Origin of the sequence: Janthinobacterium sp. SUN073 (assembly GCF_030397665.1) — a bacterium.
Classification (GTDB): Bacteria; Pseudomonadota; Gammaproteobacteria; order Burkholderiales; family Burkholderiaceae_D; genus Janthinobacterium.
In genome coordinates, this window is sequence record NZ_JAPUBT010000011.1 from 111965 (window position 1) to 124822 (window position 12858).

Annotated in this window: 15 protein-coding genes and 4 tRNA genes; 12 read left to right on the top strand and 7 right to left on the bottom strand. The window is 60.6% G+C overall.

Annotation, left to right across the window (positions count from 1 at the left end):
* Positions 1-39: 39 nt before the first annotated feature.
* The 6 genes from tolA to O0882_RS23935 all read left to right on the top strand — a co-directional run bounded on the left by tolA (position 40) and on the right by O0882_RS23935 (position 4093).
* Positions 40-1053 carry a cell envelope integrity protein TolA gene (gene tolA / locus O0882_RS23910; protein WP_289952114.1) on the top strand — a complete coding sequence of 338 codons (1014 nt, stop codon included), beginning with the start codon at positions 40-42 and terminating at the stop codon, positions 1051-1053.
* A complete protein-coding gene (tolB, locus tag O0882_RS23915) occupies positions 1050-2327 on the top strand; it encodes a Tol-Pal system beta propeller repeat protein TolB (protein WP_289952116.1) in 1278 nt (425 codons plus the stop codon). The genes tolA and tolB overlap by 4 nt, the downstream gene beginning before the upstream one ends.
* A 43-nt stretch (positions 2328-2370) precedes the next feature.
* Positions 2371-2892, top strand: coding sequence for a peptidoglycan-associated lipoprotein Pal (pal, locus tag O0882_RS23920; RefSeq protein WP_096234468.1), 522 nt, complete (start codon positions 2371-2373; stop codon positions 2890-2892).
* 134 nt (positions 2893-3026) lie between these two features.
* Positions 3027-3785: a tol-pal system protein YbgF gene (gene ybgF, locus O0882_RS23925; RefSeq protein WP_289952119.1), complete on the top strand. Its 759-nt coding sequence runs from the start codon at positions 3027-3029 to the stop codon at positions 3783-3785.
* Positions 3786-3852: 67 nt separating this feature from the next.
* Positions 3853-3928, top strand: a tRNA-Lys gene (locus O0882_RS23930).
* Between the two features lie 89 nt (positions 3929-4017).
* Positions 4018-4093: transfer RNA gene (locus O0882_RS23935), tRNA-Lys, on the top strand.
* A gap of 66 nt (positions 4094-4159) precedes the next feature.
* Here O0882_RS23935 and O0882_RS23940 read toward each other — a convergent pair.
* The 3 genes from O0882_RS23940 to O0882_RS23950 all read right to left on the bottom strand — a co-directional run bounded on the left by O0882_RS23940 (position 4160) and on the right by O0882_RS23950 (position 6248).
* Complete coding sequence (locus O0882_RS23940; RefSeq protein ID WP_289952120.1) at positions 4160-4564, bottom strand: hypothetical protein; 405 nt, start codon at positions 4562-4564, stop codon at positions 4160-4162.
* A gap of 95 nt (positions 4565-4659) precedes the next feature.
* Positions 4660-5784 (bottom strand): acyltransferase, encoded by a 1125-nt coding sequence (locus O0882_RS23945; protein ID WP_289952121.1) that lies wholly within the window; start codon positions 5782-5784, stop codon positions 4660-4662.
* Positions 5785-5906: 122 nt separating this feature from the next.
* The gene (locus tag O0882_RS23950) at positions 5907-6248 is read right to left on the bottom strand and encodes a helix-turn-helix domain-containing protein (RefSeq protein WP_289952122.1); all 342 of its coding nucleotides are present in this window, start codon (positions 6246-6248) and stop codon (positions 5907-5909) included.
* A gap of 106 nt (positions 6249-6354) precedes the next feature.
* Here O0882_RS23950 and O0882_RS23955 point away from each other — a divergent pair, with 106 nt between their 5' ends.
* The gene (locus O0882_RS23955; RefSeq protein WP_289952123.1) at positions 6355-7443 is read left to right on the top strand and encodes an NADH:flavin oxidoreductase/NADH oxidase; all 1089 of its coding nucleotides are present in this window, start codon (positions 6355-6357) and stop codon (positions 7441-7443) included.
* Here O0882_RS23955 and O0882_RS23960 read toward each other — a convergent pair.
* Both O0882_RS23960 and O0882_RS23965 read right to left on the bottom strand, forming a co-directional pair.
* Entirely contained in the window at positions 7437-8936 is a 1500-nt protein-coding gene (locus O0882_RS23960; RefSeq protein ID WP_289952124.1) for an MDR family MFS transporter, read from the bottom strand. The genes O0882_RS23955 and O0882_RS23960 overlap by 7 nt on opposite strands.
* Positions 8933-9391, bottom strand: coding sequence for a MarR family transcriptional regulator (locus tag O0882_RS23965; protein ID WP_289952125.1), 459 nt, complete (start codon positions 9389-9391; stop codon positions 8933-8935). The genes O0882_RS23960 and O0882_RS23965 overlap by 4 nt, the downstream gene beginning before the upstream one ends.
* Positions 9392-9511: 120 nt before the next feature.
* On the opposite strand from O0882_RS23965, the gene O0882_RS23970 reads away from it, so the two are divergent.
* The 3 genes from O0882_RS23970 to O0882_RS23980 all read left to right on the top strand — a co-directional run bounded on the left by O0882_RS23970 (position 9512) and on the right by O0882_RS23980 (position 10789).
* Positions 9512-9587 (top strand) — tRNA-Lys (locus tag O0882_RS23970).
* 79 nt (positions 9588-9666) lie between these two features.
* A tRNA-Lys gene (locus tag O0882_RS23975) sits at positions 9667-9742 on the top strand.
* 150 nt (positions 9743-9892) lie between these two features.
* A complete protein-coding gene (locus O0882_RS23980) occupies positions 9893-10789 on the top strand; it encodes a GIY-YIG nuclease family protein (protein ID WP_289952126.1) in 897 nt (298 codons plus the stop codon).
* Here the strand turns inward: O0882_RS23980 and O0882_RS29135 are convergent.
* Together O0882_RS29135 and O0882_RS23985 are read right to left on the bottom strand one after the other, a co-directional pair.
* The gene (locus tag O0882_RS29135) at positions 10737-10988 is read right to left on the bottom strand and encodes a transposase (protein WP_354670289.1); all 252 of its coding nucleotides are present in this window, start codon (positions 10986-10988) and stop codon (positions 10737-10739) included. The two genes, O0882_RS23980 and O0882_RS29135, sit on opposite strands and share 53 nt — an antisense overlap.
* Positions 10989-11032: 44 nt before the next feature.
* Positions 11033-11773, bottom strand: a complete 741-nt coding sequence (locus tag O0882_RS23985) for a helix-turn-helix transcriptional regulator (protein WP_289952130.1) — start codon at positions 11771-11773, stop codon at positions 11033-11035.
* A gap of 129 nt (positions 11774-11902) precedes the next feature.
* Here O0882_RS23985 and O0882_RS23990 point away from each other — a divergent pair, with 129 nt between their 5' ends.
* The gene (locus tag O0882_RS23990) at positions 11903-12160 is read left to right on the top strand and encodes a hypothetical protein (protein WP_289952132.1); all 258 of its coding nucleotides are present in this window, start codon (positions 11903-11905) and stop codon (positions 12158-12160) included.
* A gap of 66 nt (positions 12161-12226) precedes the next feature.
* A complete protein-coding gene (locus O0882_RS23995; RefSeq protein WP_289952135.1) occupies positions 12227-12835 on the top strand; it encodes a YigZ family protein in 609 nt (202 codons plus the stop codon).
* Positions 12836-12858: the final 23 nt, after the last annotated feature.

Below are 12858 nucleotides of genomic sequence, written 5' to 3' on the forward strand. Positions count from 1 at the left end.
CCTGTTTCCAGACTTGACCGTTTTTAGATAGACCAGACTTTGCAGACCAAACAAATCGACCATGTACTCGGCAAGCCTTACAGCGTGCCGCGCGAACGCAGCCGCTGGCCCTCGCTGGGCCTGGCGCTGGCGATGCACCTTGGCCTGCTGTTTTTCTTGTGGGTGGGCGTACACTGGCAAAATACGGAACCGGTCGCCGTCGAAGCGGAAGTGTGGGACCTGAAAGTGCAGACGGCCGCGCCGCCGCCCGACGTGGCGACCGAACCGGAGCCGACACCGACTCCTCCACCGCAACCGCAGGTGGAGCAGCCGGCCCCGCCGCCGCCACCGCCCGTGGCAGCACCCGAGCCGAAGGTTGACCTGCGCGAGGCGGAAATCGCCCTGGAACGCAAGAAGGCCAAGCTGAAGGAAGAAAAAGACAAAGCGGCAGCGGAAGAACGCCGCAAGCAGGAATTGAAGGAACGCGAGGAAGAAAAGCGCGAACTGGAAAAACAGAAACAGAAAGAAAAAGACAAGGCTGACAAGCTGGAAAAAGAAAAAGCCGACAAGCTGGAGAAAGCCAAGGAAGCCAAAGAGAAAGCGGCGGAAGAAAAAGCCGAGAAAGAACTGGCCGAGAAAAAAGCGGCGGCCGAAAAAGCCGCCAAGGCAAAAAAAGCGGCAGCAGAAAATGCCGCCGCCGACAAAATCCGTGCCGATTCCATGAAGCGGCTGATGGCGCAGGCAGGCAATGGCACAACGGGCACGGCCGCGAAAGCGACCGCGCCACGCAAGGACAGCGGCTATGTCGCTGCCCTGACGAGCAAGATCAAGAGCAATATCGCGTACAGCGGTAGCACGGACGTGCCGGGCAACCCGCGCGCCGTGTTCAAGATCGAGCAACTGCCAACTGGGGAAATTATTTCGGTCCGAAAGATTAAAAGCAGCGGTCTGCCGGCGTATGACAGCTCGGTGGAAAACGCCATTAATAAATCGTCGCCACTGCCGAAGAAAAAAGACGGCACCGTGGAACGCGAGATTGAACTCATATTCGAGATGAAGGATTTGCCTAAATGATGACCATGAAAAAAATGAGCTATGTCGTGCTCTGTGCCGGCCTGATGCTGGGAGCCTCCGGCGCCCAGGCACAGCTGCGCGTGGAGATTACGGGGATCGGCAGCAACCAGATCCCGGTGGCTGTCGCCAGCTTTGTCAATGAATCGGCGGCGCCGCAATCGCTGTCCGGCATCATCAAGGCCGACCTGGCGCGCAGCGGCGTGTTCAAGCTGATCGACGCCGATGCGCCCGTGTCGGAAACGGCCCCCGTCAGCTACGACCAATGGAAGTCGCGCGGCGCCGACGCGCTGGCGGCCGGCACTGTGCAAAGCATGGCCGATGGCCGCCTGGACGTGCGCTACAAGCTGTTCGACACCATCAAGGGCGCGCAGATTTCCAGCATGAACAATGCGGCCGCGCCGCAGTTCAACCGCCTGCTGGCGCACAAGATCGCCGATGACATCTATGAGAAGCTGACCGGCACGAAAGGCGCGTTCGCCACGCGCATCGCCTACGTCACGCAATCGGGCCGCGAATACCGGCTGGAAATCGCCGACGCCGATGGCGAAGGCATCCAGGTTGCCCTGCGCTCGAACGAGCCGATCATTTCGCCGTCGTGGTCGCCGGATGGCACCAAGGTGGCGTATGTCTCGTTCGAAAAGAAAAAGCCCATCGTTTACGTGCAAAACCTGGTGACGCGCCAGCGCACCATCGTATCGAATGAAAAAGGCAGCAATTCGGCGCCCAGCTGGAGCCCGGACGGCTCGCGCTTGGCCGTGGCCCTGTCGCGCGATGGCCATACCCAGGTCTACACCGTCAATGCCGACGGCAGCGGCTTGCGCCGCGTCAGCAACAGCAGCGGCATCGATACGGAACCCCAATTCTCGGCCGATGGCCAAAGCATTTACTTCACCAGCGATCGCAGCGGCGGACCACAAATCTACCGCATGTCGGTCGGCGGCGGCGAAGCCAAGCGCGTGACGTTTGGCGGCTCCTACAATATCAGCCCGCGGATTTCGTCCGACGGGAAGACTCTTGCTTATATTTCCCGTCGCGACGGCAATTTCCAGCTCTACGCGCTCGACCTGGCTAGTGGCCAGGAACTGCGCCTGTCGGACACCGCCAACGACGAATCACCGAGCTTTTCGCCCAACGGGAAATATATCATGTACGCGACCGAATCCGGACGACGCAAGTCGCTGGCAGTGGTATCGGTGGATGGCCGCGTCAAACAGCGTTTGACTACGCAAGCTGGCAATATCAAGGAGCCCACCTGGGGTCCTTTCATGAAGTAAATGCTGTACAGTTTCACCTTTAACCATGACCCGGAGAATAAAAATGAGTAACTTTAAAAGTTTGGCTTTCATCGCCGCTACCGCAGCCCTGCTGTCCGCCTGCAGCACCCCAGTCAAAGTCGCAGAAACCCCAGTGGTTGAGCGCGCTCCTGAAAAAGTCGTCGCTCCAGTTGACACCCGTCAAGTTCAGCCAGTAACGACCGCATCGGTCGATCCACTGGACGATCCAAAAGGCGTGCTGGCTAACCGCAGCATCTACTTCGACTTCGACAAATACGTCGTGCGCGAAGCGGACACCGCAGTCGTGCAAAACCACGCTGGCTACCTGGTGAAAACGCCTAGCCGCAAGATCCTGATCCAAGGTAACACCGATGAACGCGGTGGCGCTGAGTACAACCTGGCCCTGGGTCAGAAACGTGCTGAAGCCGTGCGCAAGTCGATGGCCGCCCTGGGCGTGCCAGAAGGCCAAATGGAAGCCGTGTCGCTGGGCAAAGAAAAGCCTAAAGCACAAGGCAGCAACGAAGCAGCATGGGCAGAAAACCGCCGCGCTGACATCGTTTATTGATGTTCACGGGTGAGCGCCGCAGCATTGACGCTTACCTAACTGGCCAGTCATAGGCATAATAATGGGGCGCAGCGCGGTGGTTCACCGCCCGGCGCCCCGTTTGCATGTTTGCGTAACTTTTGAAAGCCCGACTCATGATGACATTCTCGAAAGCCGGCGTCGCCGCCGCCTTGATGGCCGCGTTTGCCTACCTGCCCCTGCACGCCAACGCCGCCCTGTTCGATGACGACGAAGCGCGCAAGGCCATCCTCGAGCTGCGCGCCAAGGTGGACGCCATGGCGCGCGACTTGAACAGCCGCATCGACGCCAAGGCGGACAAGACCAGCACCTTGAGCCTGCTCAACCAGCACGACCAGACCATGCAAGAGATCGCCCGCCTGCGCGGCCAGATCGAAGTGCTGGGCAACGACCTGACGAATGTGCAAAAGCGCCAGAAGGATTTCTACACCGACATCGACGCGCGCCTGCGCAAGCTCGAGCCCCGCCAGGTCACCATCGATGGCCAGGAAGCGGCCGTCGGCGTCTCCGAGCAAAGCGCGTACGAGTCGGCATTCGGCCTGTTCAAGTCGGGCGACTACAAGGGCGCCGTCACGGCCCTGGACGCCTTCGTGAAACGCTATCCGGAATCGGCCTACGCGGCCAACGCACAATACTGGCTGGGCAACGCCTATTACGCCCAGCGCGACTGCAAGAGCGCCATCACGGCCCAGCAGGCAGTGCTGAAACACTACCCGGACAGCCCGAAGGCGCCCGACGCCATGCTCAACATCGCCAGCTGCTACACGGAGCTGAAAGACAAGCCGAACGCGACCAAGACCCTGAACGCCCTGATCTCGCGCTACCCGGACTCCAGCGCGGCGCAAGCGGCCAAGGAACGGGCCGGCAAAAAGTAAAACCGGGGAAAAAGTTGCCCGTTAGGTTTGACAGAATCCCGGGCACCCCCTATAATCTTCCTTCTTCGGGTCGTTAGCTCAGCTGGTAGAGCAGCGGACTTTTAATCCGTTGGTCGCAGGTTCGAATCCCGCACGGCCTACCACGAATACGCAGTACTGATCTGCTTGCGAGTTGTACTAGCAAGCATTTTTTTACAGCACAGTGTTACCGAAGTTGTTGTAAAAAGTTTTTGGGTCGTTAGCTCAGCTGGTAGAGCAGCGGACTTTTAATCCGTTGGTCGCAGGTTCGAATCCCGCACGGCCTACCAAATACTATGAAGAAGCCAACCGTTCGCGGTTGGCTTTTTTGTTTTACGTCGCCGTTTTGGCTCGGCCTAAAAACAGCTCTGCTCCATGATCCATGGGCGCATGTACACCACTTTATTGTCGGCTTTTGCGTATTCGAAATCGATATAGCGGCGTTGCGGACACATCAGTTCCAGATTTCGCTTGCCGCAACTCACCTTCTCCACGACGATGGGCATCTTCCCACTGTCTTTTACATAGCCAGAGATGACAAGCACCTCTCCCTTGCGATAATACAGGCCCTCTGTGCAAGTAAATCCAGCATCACTGATCCGCTTGATCGCCTCATCCTTGTCGATACCCATGATATTGAACTGCCCTACCTGCTTCAGGTGCGCCTCTTTTGTCACTCTGCTCCAGGAGCAGGCGCCCAAGCCGAAGGTGGCCGCCAGCACGACTGCCGTTATTTTCATGAAAGTGATGGTGGAATGCATGCATCTCCTTGCTATCGTTATATTTCGAATAAGCAAGAAGACTAGCAGAGATTAACATTTCCGTATAGCAACCACCGCCGCGCCCATGGCGGAATTCAAACCGAAACGGTCCGCATGCCGGCCTTCGCCACCCACGCCTGCATCACTCGCCCCAGCGGCACCTCCACCCAGCGGTGAAACGCCGCCCCGGCCGCCAGACTGGCGCCCCAGGCGGTCAGCATGCCCAGCGCCTGCCAGGCCGGTTCGAGCGGGACATAGCTGATAAACAGCGCATTCACCATCAGGCTGACAGGGAAGTGGACGAGGAACACCGCATACGAGATGCGCCCCAGGGCGTTGACGATGCGCCAGGCGCGGCCCTGCGCAGGCGTGCGGGCGCGGCCGAACAGGAACAGCGCGCAAGCGACGATCAGGGCCAGGGCGATGCGGCTGCGGTAATCGACGGCCAGGGCCAGCAGGACGGGCACGGCGGCCATGGCCATGAGCGCGGCCATGGCACCGGGCTTGCGCCTGGGGTCGCTGGCCCACCAGGCCATGAGTCCCAGGCCATAGCTGCCGAAGAAATACGGCGCCCAATTGTCCCAGCCCGCGTCCAGGTTGAAATACAGCAGGGAAAAGGTGATGCCCACGGTGACGGCCAGCGGCATCAGCCAGTGTCCGCGCCGCTGGCCCGCCAGGCGGCCGCCCAGCCACAGCAGCGATACCGTCAGCAGGTACAGCTGGAAATCGATGGCCACGTACCAGGCGCCGGCCGACAGCGATTCATAGCCAAGCACGCCGTGCAGCAGCAAGGCATGGGCGCTCAGCTGTCCCAGGGTGACGGCGGCCGACATGGAATCGTGCAGCATCCAGATGCCAGCCACGGGCGTGATGACGGCGGCGAGCAAGGTGGCGGCCAGGAAAGGCGGTGCCAGCTTGGCATAGCGGCGCCAGACGGCTTGCAAGGGGGTGGCGATGCCGGGACGGCCGGCGGGAGAAAGGGATTTGGCGACCAGGAAGCCGCCGATGACGAGAAACACTTGCACGGCGATGCGCGCGCTGCCGCCCAGCCAGTCGAGCAACTCGGGCCACAGGGGCCGCACATAGTCGGACATGGGGCCGTAAAACGCCAGGTGGTGCAACACGATCAACTGCGCCGCGCCCGCCTTTAAACCATTGATCCAGCCAAACTGCGGACGACTTGCCAGGTCCGCCCCTGATACCGCTGCTACTGCCGTCATTCCCATCCCTTGCCATGCCAGGTAGTGTCGCCAGCCCATCGCGCAACTGGCGCGCGGCCGAGGATTTACCGAAAGGCCGACATGATAGCCGAGCCTGGCAAATGGCGGGGCACGGCAGGCGGCTAAGCCACCGGTTTTTCCGCCTCCGGCGGCCCGGACGCCAAGGTCTGCTGCGCCAGGATGGCGTCGAGCAAGCCGGGGAAGCGGCTGTCGATATCGGCGCGGCGCAGGGTGTTCATGTGCGTCGTGCCCGCGTTTTCCGTGTAGACGAGGCCCGCTTCGCGCAAGACCTTGAAATGGTGGGAGACAGTCGACTTCGGCCGCCCGCCATCGAGGTCGCCGCAGGCGGCCGCGTCCACTCTGGCCAGGTGGCGCACGATGTCGAGGCGGATGGAATCGCTCAAGGCGTAGAGTACGCGCTCGAGGACGAATTCGCTGGCGGAAGGATGTTTGTGTGGACGCATGAGCAGAATCATACAGCATGCGCTATACTAATTCCATTCTTCGAATATTTACGAACTACCGAATCAACATTTCCCTACTTTTCCATCAACATACACAAAGGCCACCATGTCCGCCCTCTTTCAGCCCTACACCCTCAAAGACATCACCCTGCGCAACCGCATCGCCGTGCCGCCCATGTGCCAGTACATGGCTGTCGATGGCCAGGCCAACGACTGGCATCTGTCGCACTATGCGGGCATGGCCCGAGGCGGCGCGGGTCTGGTGATCGTCGAAGCGACGGCCGTGGCGCCGGAAGGCCGCATCACGCCCGGATGCACGGGTATCTGGAACGATGACCTGGCGCAAGCGTTCGTGCCTGTCGTCAAAGCCATCAAGGCGGCCGGCTCCGTGCCCGGCATCCAGATCGCCCACGCGGGCCGCAAGGCCAGCGCCAACCGTCCATGGGAAGGCGACGACCATATCGCTGAAGGCGACGCACGCGGCTGGCAAACCATCGCCCCGTCCGCCATCGCCTTTGGCGGCGGCCTGCCGAAAGTGCCGCATGCCATGGATCTCGACGATATCGCCCGCGTGCAACAGAACTTCGTCGACGCGGCTATTCGCGCCCGCGAAGTGGGCTTCGAATGGCTGGAACTGCACTTCGCCCACGGTTACCTGGCGCAAAGCTTCTTTTCCACCCACGCGAACCAGCGCGACGACATCTACGGCGGCAGCCTGGAAAACCGCAGCCGCTTCCTGCTGGAAACGTTGAAAGCCGTGCGTGCCGTATGGCCCGAGCACCTGCCGCTGACGATCCGCTTCGGCGTGCTGGAATTCGACGGCCGCGACGAGCAAACCCTGCTTGAATCGATCGGCCTCGTGCGCCAGTTCAAGGATGCGGGCATGGATATGCTCAGCGTCAGCATGGGCTTCACGATTCCCGACGTGTCGATTCCATGGGGCCCCGCCTTCATGGGCCCGATTGCCGAGCGCGTGCGCCGCGAGGCGGGCGTACCCGTCTCGTCCGCCTGGGGCTTCGGCACGCCGGCCATTGCCGAGCGCGTCGTCAAGGAAGAGCAACTGGACGTGGTGATGGTCGGCAAGGCGCACCTGGCCAATCCGCACTGGGCATACTTTGCCGCCAAGGAACTCGGCGTGGAACGCGCCTCGTGGACCCTGCCGGCGCCGTACGCGCACTGGCTCGAGCGCTATTGATCATCCTTGACCGTTGCCGGATGCCCCTCCAGGGGCAGTTCCGGCAGGAACAGCAGGAAGACCAGTCCCAATAGCAGCAGCACGGCGCCGGCGCCAAACACGCTGGCGATCGCATGGCGGTAGACCTCCACCGTCTGTACCGCCGCCTGCGCGCCCAGTGCCGAGACGGCTTCCACGCCATGCTGGTGCAGCTGATGCGCCAGGATGGCGCCGGACGCCGTCACGCCCAGCAAGCCACCCAATGAGCGGAAAAAGGCCAGCATGGCCGTGCCCACGCCCCGGCGCGCCAGAGGCAAGGCATTTTGCACGGCAATCGTCATGTTCGGCATCACCAATCCCAGCCCCGTGCCGAGGAAGAAGATGGCCGGCTCGATGATCCAGTACCCGCGCGACGTTGCCATGGCCCAGGCCAGCACGGCAAACGCCAGCACCGCCACGCCCAGCCCCACCACCTGCACCATCTTGTATTTGCCCGAGCGCGACAGCACGCGGCCGTTGAACATCGACGACGCCACCAGCCCCACCATCATCGCCACCGTCATCACGCCAGACTCCGCCGGGCTGGTGCCCATCACCAGCTGGAAGAACAGGGGAAAGAAGACGCTGGCGCCCATCAAGCCCATGAAAGTCATGGCCATCACCAGGCTGGCGATATTGAAGGTGCGGTTCTCGAACAGGTCGGGCGGCAGCACCGGTTCATCCACGCGGCTCACGTGAAACGCCAGCCAGGCGCCCAGCAGCACGGCAATGCCGCCGCACACCTTGATGGCCAAGGAATCCCACGGCCACTCCGTGCCGCCCAGCGCCAGCACCAGCAGGGCCGCCGTGATGGCGCCCGTCAGCAAGGCGGACCCCAGGTAATCGATCTTGTGCGCATGCGTGCGCACGGGTTTGCGCATGGCGCGCGCAATGATGACAAAGGCGGCCGCGCCGATGGGCAGGTTGACATAGAAAATCCAGTGCCACGACAAGGCATCCGTGATGACGCCGCCCAACACGGGGCCCAGCACGCTGGTGACGGCATACACGATGGGCACCATGCCTTGCCGCTTGCCCCGTTCGGCCGGCGGCACGATGTCGCCGATGATGATTTGCGCCAGCGGCATGAAGCCGCCCGCACCGAGGCCCTGGATGGCGCGGAAGATGATCAGCTCCGTCATGTTCTGCGCCAATCCACACAGCACGGAACCGAGCAAAAAGGTCAGCAGGGCCGTGAAGATCATGGGACGGCGGCCGTACTGGTCGGCCAGCTTGCCGTACAGGGGCATGGTGGCCGTCGAGGCCAGCACGTACGCCGTCACCACCCACGACAAATGCGCCATGCCTCCCAGATCATCGACGATGCGCGGCAAGGCCGTGGCGACGATGCTCTGATCCAGCGCACCGAGGCCCAGCACGGCCATCAGGCCCAGGTAGATGGCGCGCACTTCGCGCTCGGTGACGGGCTTCGCGGCGTCTTTTTCAGCACCTGCGGCGTGATCGTGGCCGCTCATGCCTGGCCAATCTCAAGCAGCGGCTGCATGGCGGCGGCCAGTGCATCGATCTGCTGCGGCGACAAGCGGGCGATGCGCCGCGCCAGCGCATCGCGACGGCGCGCGCGCAAGGTTTCGAGCATGCTCAAGCCTTGCGCGGACACCTGCAAGCCCGAACGGCGGCGGTCTTGCGGATCGGGCGCGCTGCGCTCGACCAGGCCCGCTACTTCGAGCGACTTGACCTGCGCGCTGACGGTCGGCCCGCGCACATTCTGCAGGCGCGCCAGCGCGGCCACGCCGACGCCGGGCTGCTCGTGGATCAGCGCCAGCAGCATGTATTGCATCATCGACACACTACCTTCCAGCTCGCCCCCTTCGCGCTGCATGGAGCGCAGCAGGCGCTTGAACGCCAGGCGCAAGTCATCGGACAGCGCCAGCGCGCGTGCGGGAATGGGGAAGTCTTCAGTATTGGGCATGGGCACATATAAGTAGGTAGTCTATCTACCTATATTATGCCGTACCCGGACACCACGCAAGGCTTTTTTCCATCCCTGCCCTTCCCAAAACCGCCGTTGGCCGTCATAATAGCCGCCCTTGGGTCGTTAGCTCAGCTGGTAGAGCAGCGGACTTTTAATCCGTTGGTCGCAGGTTCGAATCCCGCACGGCCTACCAAGAATTTGCAGCATGCTGACTTGCCGCCATGGCAAGCGCGTACCGCACAGTGTTACCGCAGTTCAGTTGTAAAGTTTTTGGGTCGTTAGCTCAGCTGGTAGAGCAGCGGACTTTTAATCCGTTGGTCGCAGGTTCGAATCCCGCACGGCCTACCAAATACTTCAGAGAAGCCAACCGTTCGCGGTTGGCTTTTTTTTGGCCAACTTGCGCCTTATCAAGAAAAAATTAACATAGCAAGTAAAGTAAAAAAATAAGCAACGTTAGCTGATATACTCCGTTTTTCAGCCATTCCAACACGTTAAAACATGGACTCGAGCCAGCTATACATTCTAAAGAACAAGTCTTTCCAAAGAAACATTTTAAAGATTGGAATGACAAAAAAACAAACCAACTCCCGAGCAAAACAACTGTACTCAGGTGCAACTGGAGTACCAGAACCGTTTGATGTTCTATTTGCTTGCAGTGTTGCGGACTGTAGAATTGCAGAACGCATAGTGCATCACCGGCTTGCCGCTTTCCGCGTAAATAATTCCCGAGAATTTTTCCGAATTCCGGAAAAAATAGCGCGACATATTGTTCTTGAGGTCTGCTCCAATTTAAATACTGAGCGTCAGCATGACCGGCCTATTATTTCGGTTGATCTAATAACAACCCAAGAACCAGAACCTCCAATAAATGATCAATACCAAGAGAAGTATGGTGAAATTATCTCAATTCCCCTTAAAGAAATAATACAGCTACCTATTGGCACCAGCACTTTAAGTAACACCCAAAAAGAAAGAATATCTGTCGTCAGCCATATTCTGCATGAAGTTTTTCCAGAATGTGAGGAAGGATGGCATGAGTCTTTCTCACGCGACAAGAATCCAGAAACAGAAATACGAATCTGGGAACATATTGCAAAAGCTTTTCTGAAAATAGATGAAATCGATTATTTAAATACTAGCGAAAAAAAAGAAACCTATGAACTTCTGCTCGCCAGATCCCTAAGTCCAACCAAAATTGTTATGCAACAACACACGCTCCGTTACTTCACAAAAGAAGCTGCCCTGAAAATTATGGCTGGTTATGAGCTATCCCCAAAACCCATTACGGCATCAAGGGTGCCGCCTGAAACCTGGATCACTAACCCACCAACCTTAAAACCAATCACATCAGTGATATCAGAAATATTCGCATCGCAGCGAAAGAGAACCAAGTAGTCAGGCGAAATTTATTCGTGAATGCAGTTCCAAAACCTTTCATCAAGGATGCCGCCTCGCTCAGCAACTCGCTTCCTTTCAGACCGACAAAACGGCGCCAGAAATACTTGGCCTGTTTCCACAGGATCTCGATGCGATTCAGTTCCGGACTGTAAGGCGGCAAGTAACGGGGCCAGGGTCCAGTCCGGCATTCATACACGATTTCAGCCTTGGCCGTCTCTATCTGCAGCAAGTTGCGCTTTATCAAACGCCGATATTGCTCGATTCACTGTAATTCCCTTCCCCATACCTGCCCGGCGTCACGCCCATCACGCGCTTGAACATGGCGATGAAGGCGCTGACGTTGTCGTAGCCCAGGTCCAGCGCAATCGTCGTGACGGGCTGGCCGGTGGCCAATAATTCCAAGGCGCGCAGGATGCGGGCGCGCTGGCGCCAGACGGAGGGCGTAAAGCCCGTCTCGATCGTGAAACGGCGCGCCAGGGTGCGCGGCGACAGGCCGGCCCAGGCGGCCAGCGCTTCCACGCCCCGCTCGTCGGCCAGGTCATCGAGCACGGCGCGCGCCACGCGCAGCAGGCGCGGGTCCGTGGGCAGGGGCAAGCCGAAGGATTCGTGCGGCGCGGCGGCGATCTCGTCGAGGATCACGCCCGCTACCCTGATCTGCCGCGCGTACAGCGCGCCCCCGTCCCAGGCGCTGGCGCGGCCCACCGCCTCGCGCAGCAAGCCCGAGACGCGCATCACGCAAGGCGCGGCGGGCAAGCCGGCGCAACTGGCCTCGTCCACATACACGCTCCAGCCCGCAAACGGGCCATGCGAACGCAGCGCATGCACGTGATGGGACGGCATCCACACGCAGTGGCTGGCCGGCACCACCCACTGTCCGCTGTCGGCTGCAACGGAAAGCAAGCCCCGCATGGCGCCGAACAGCTGGCCGCTGGCATGGCGGTGCGCCGCCGTCACCCGTTCTTGCGGCTGGGCAATGCGCATGGCGCGCAGCGGCGGCGGCGGCGACGCTGGAAAAATTGGCGGATTTGACGTATCGAATGACATAAACAACGCAGGCAAGACAATCCGCCCATCATACAGTGAAGTCTTTCCAACCTTCAGGAGTTCACCATGCGTGCAGAAGACGTATTAGCCGATCAACAAAACCAGGGCCAGTTCAATGGCGTCACCGTGCGCAAGGGAACGGTGGGCGCCTTCCTCGCCAATGCCCGGCTGTGGCTGGACGAGACCACCAGCGACGCCGAACGAAGCATCGCCGAGCGCGACATCCTCGACGCCTTGCCCGCCCTGCACGCGCTGGGCCTGTTCGACATCCTGCAAGTGCGCGACCTTGCGCTGCGCGAACTGGTATCCGCGTCCGCCGCTTGACTCGGCTGACTCGTCCCCGGCGCGCATTTCCTCTATGATGCTGCTTTGCCCGCCTTCGCACCCGCCATGCCGTTTACCATTGCCACCCCCGTCCACAGCGAACTGATCATCAAGAAAAGCCGTTTCATTGGTTGCGTGCAGCCGATGACGGACCGCGCCAGCGCGCAGCAGGTGGTCAATGACTTGAAGGCGCAGCATCCGGGCGCCTGCCATGTGTGCTGGGCCCTGCTGGCGGGCGGGCAGTCGGCGGCCGTCGATGATGGCGAACCTAGCGGCACGGCCGGGCGGCCCATGCTCGACGTGCTGCGCCACCAGGACCTGGAAGGCGTGCTGGCGACCGTGGTGCGTTACTTTGGCGGGATCAAGCTGGGCGCGGGCGGCCTGGTGCGCGCCTACACGGATAGCGTGGCGCAAGCGCTGCTGCAGGCGGAAAAGACAGCCATCGTGCGCCAGCGTACCCTGCGCTGCACGGTGCCGTATGCGATGGAAGGCATGCTGCGCCGCGAACTCGATGGCGCCGGCGCCACCTTGCTGAACGTGGCGCACGGCGAGCATGTACTGTTCGACTTCAGCCTTGCGGAAGCGGCCGCCACCGCCCTGCTGGCCCATCTGCATGAGGCGGGCAATGGACGGATACAGTGGCTCGACGTGCAGGATGGCGACGGCCAGTCATAGTCAGCAGGTGCATTGCCGCCGGC

Bases quoted from the DNA above. Each gene is read 5' to 3' on its own strand.
- tolB (WP_289952116.1), top strand. From the start codon at position 1,050: ATGATGACCATGAAAAAAATGAGCTATGTCGTGCTCTGTGCCGGCCTG.
- pal (WP_096234468.1), top strand. From the start codon at position 2,371: ATGAGTAACTTTAAAAGTTTGGCTTTCATCGCCGCTACCGCAGCCCTG.
- ybgF (WP_289952119.1), top strand. From the start codon at position 3,027: ATGATGACATTCTCGAAAGCCGGCGTCGCCGCCGCCTTGATGGCCGCG.
- O0882_RS23940 (WP_289952120.1), bottom strand. From the start codon at position 4,564: ATGCATTCCACCATCACTTTCATGAAAATAACGGCAGTCGTGCTGGCG.
- O0882_RS23945 (WP_289952121.1), bottom strand. From the start codon at position 5,784: ATGACGGCAGTAGCAGCGGTATCAGGGGCGGACCTGGCAAGTCGTCCG.
- O0882_RS23950 (WP_289952122.1), bottom strand. From the start codon at position 6,248: ATGCGTCCACACAAACATCCTTCCGCCAGCGAATTCGTCCTCGAGCGC.
- O0882_RS23955 (WP_289952123.1), top strand. From the start codon at position 6,355: ATGTCCGCCCTCTTTCAGCCCTACACCCTCAAAGACATCACCCTGCGC.
- O0882_RS23960 (WP_289952124.1), bottom strand. From the start codon at position 8,936: ATGAGCGGCCACGATCACGCCGCAGGTGCTGAAAAAGACGCCGCGAAG.
- O0882_RS23965 (WP_289952125.1), bottom strand. From the start codon at position 9,391: ATGCCCAATACTGAAGACTTCCCCATTCCCGCACGCGCGCTGGCGCTG.
- O0882_RS23980 (WP_289952126.1), top strand. From the start codon at position 9,893: ATGGACTCGAGCCAGCTATACATTCTAAAGAACAAGTCTTTCCAAAGA.
- O0882_RS23985 (WP_289952130.1), bottom strand. From the start codon at position 11,773: ATGCGCATTGCCCAGCCGCAAGAACGGGTGACGGCGGCGCACCGCCAT.
- O0882_RS23990 (WP_289952132.1), top strand. From the start codon at position 11,903: ATGCGTGCAGAAGACGTATTAGCCGATCAACAAAACCAGGGCCAGTTC.
- O0882_RS23995 (WP_289952135.1), top strand. From the start codon at position 12,227: ATGCCGTTTACCATTGCCACCCCCGTCCACAGCGAACTGATCATCAAG.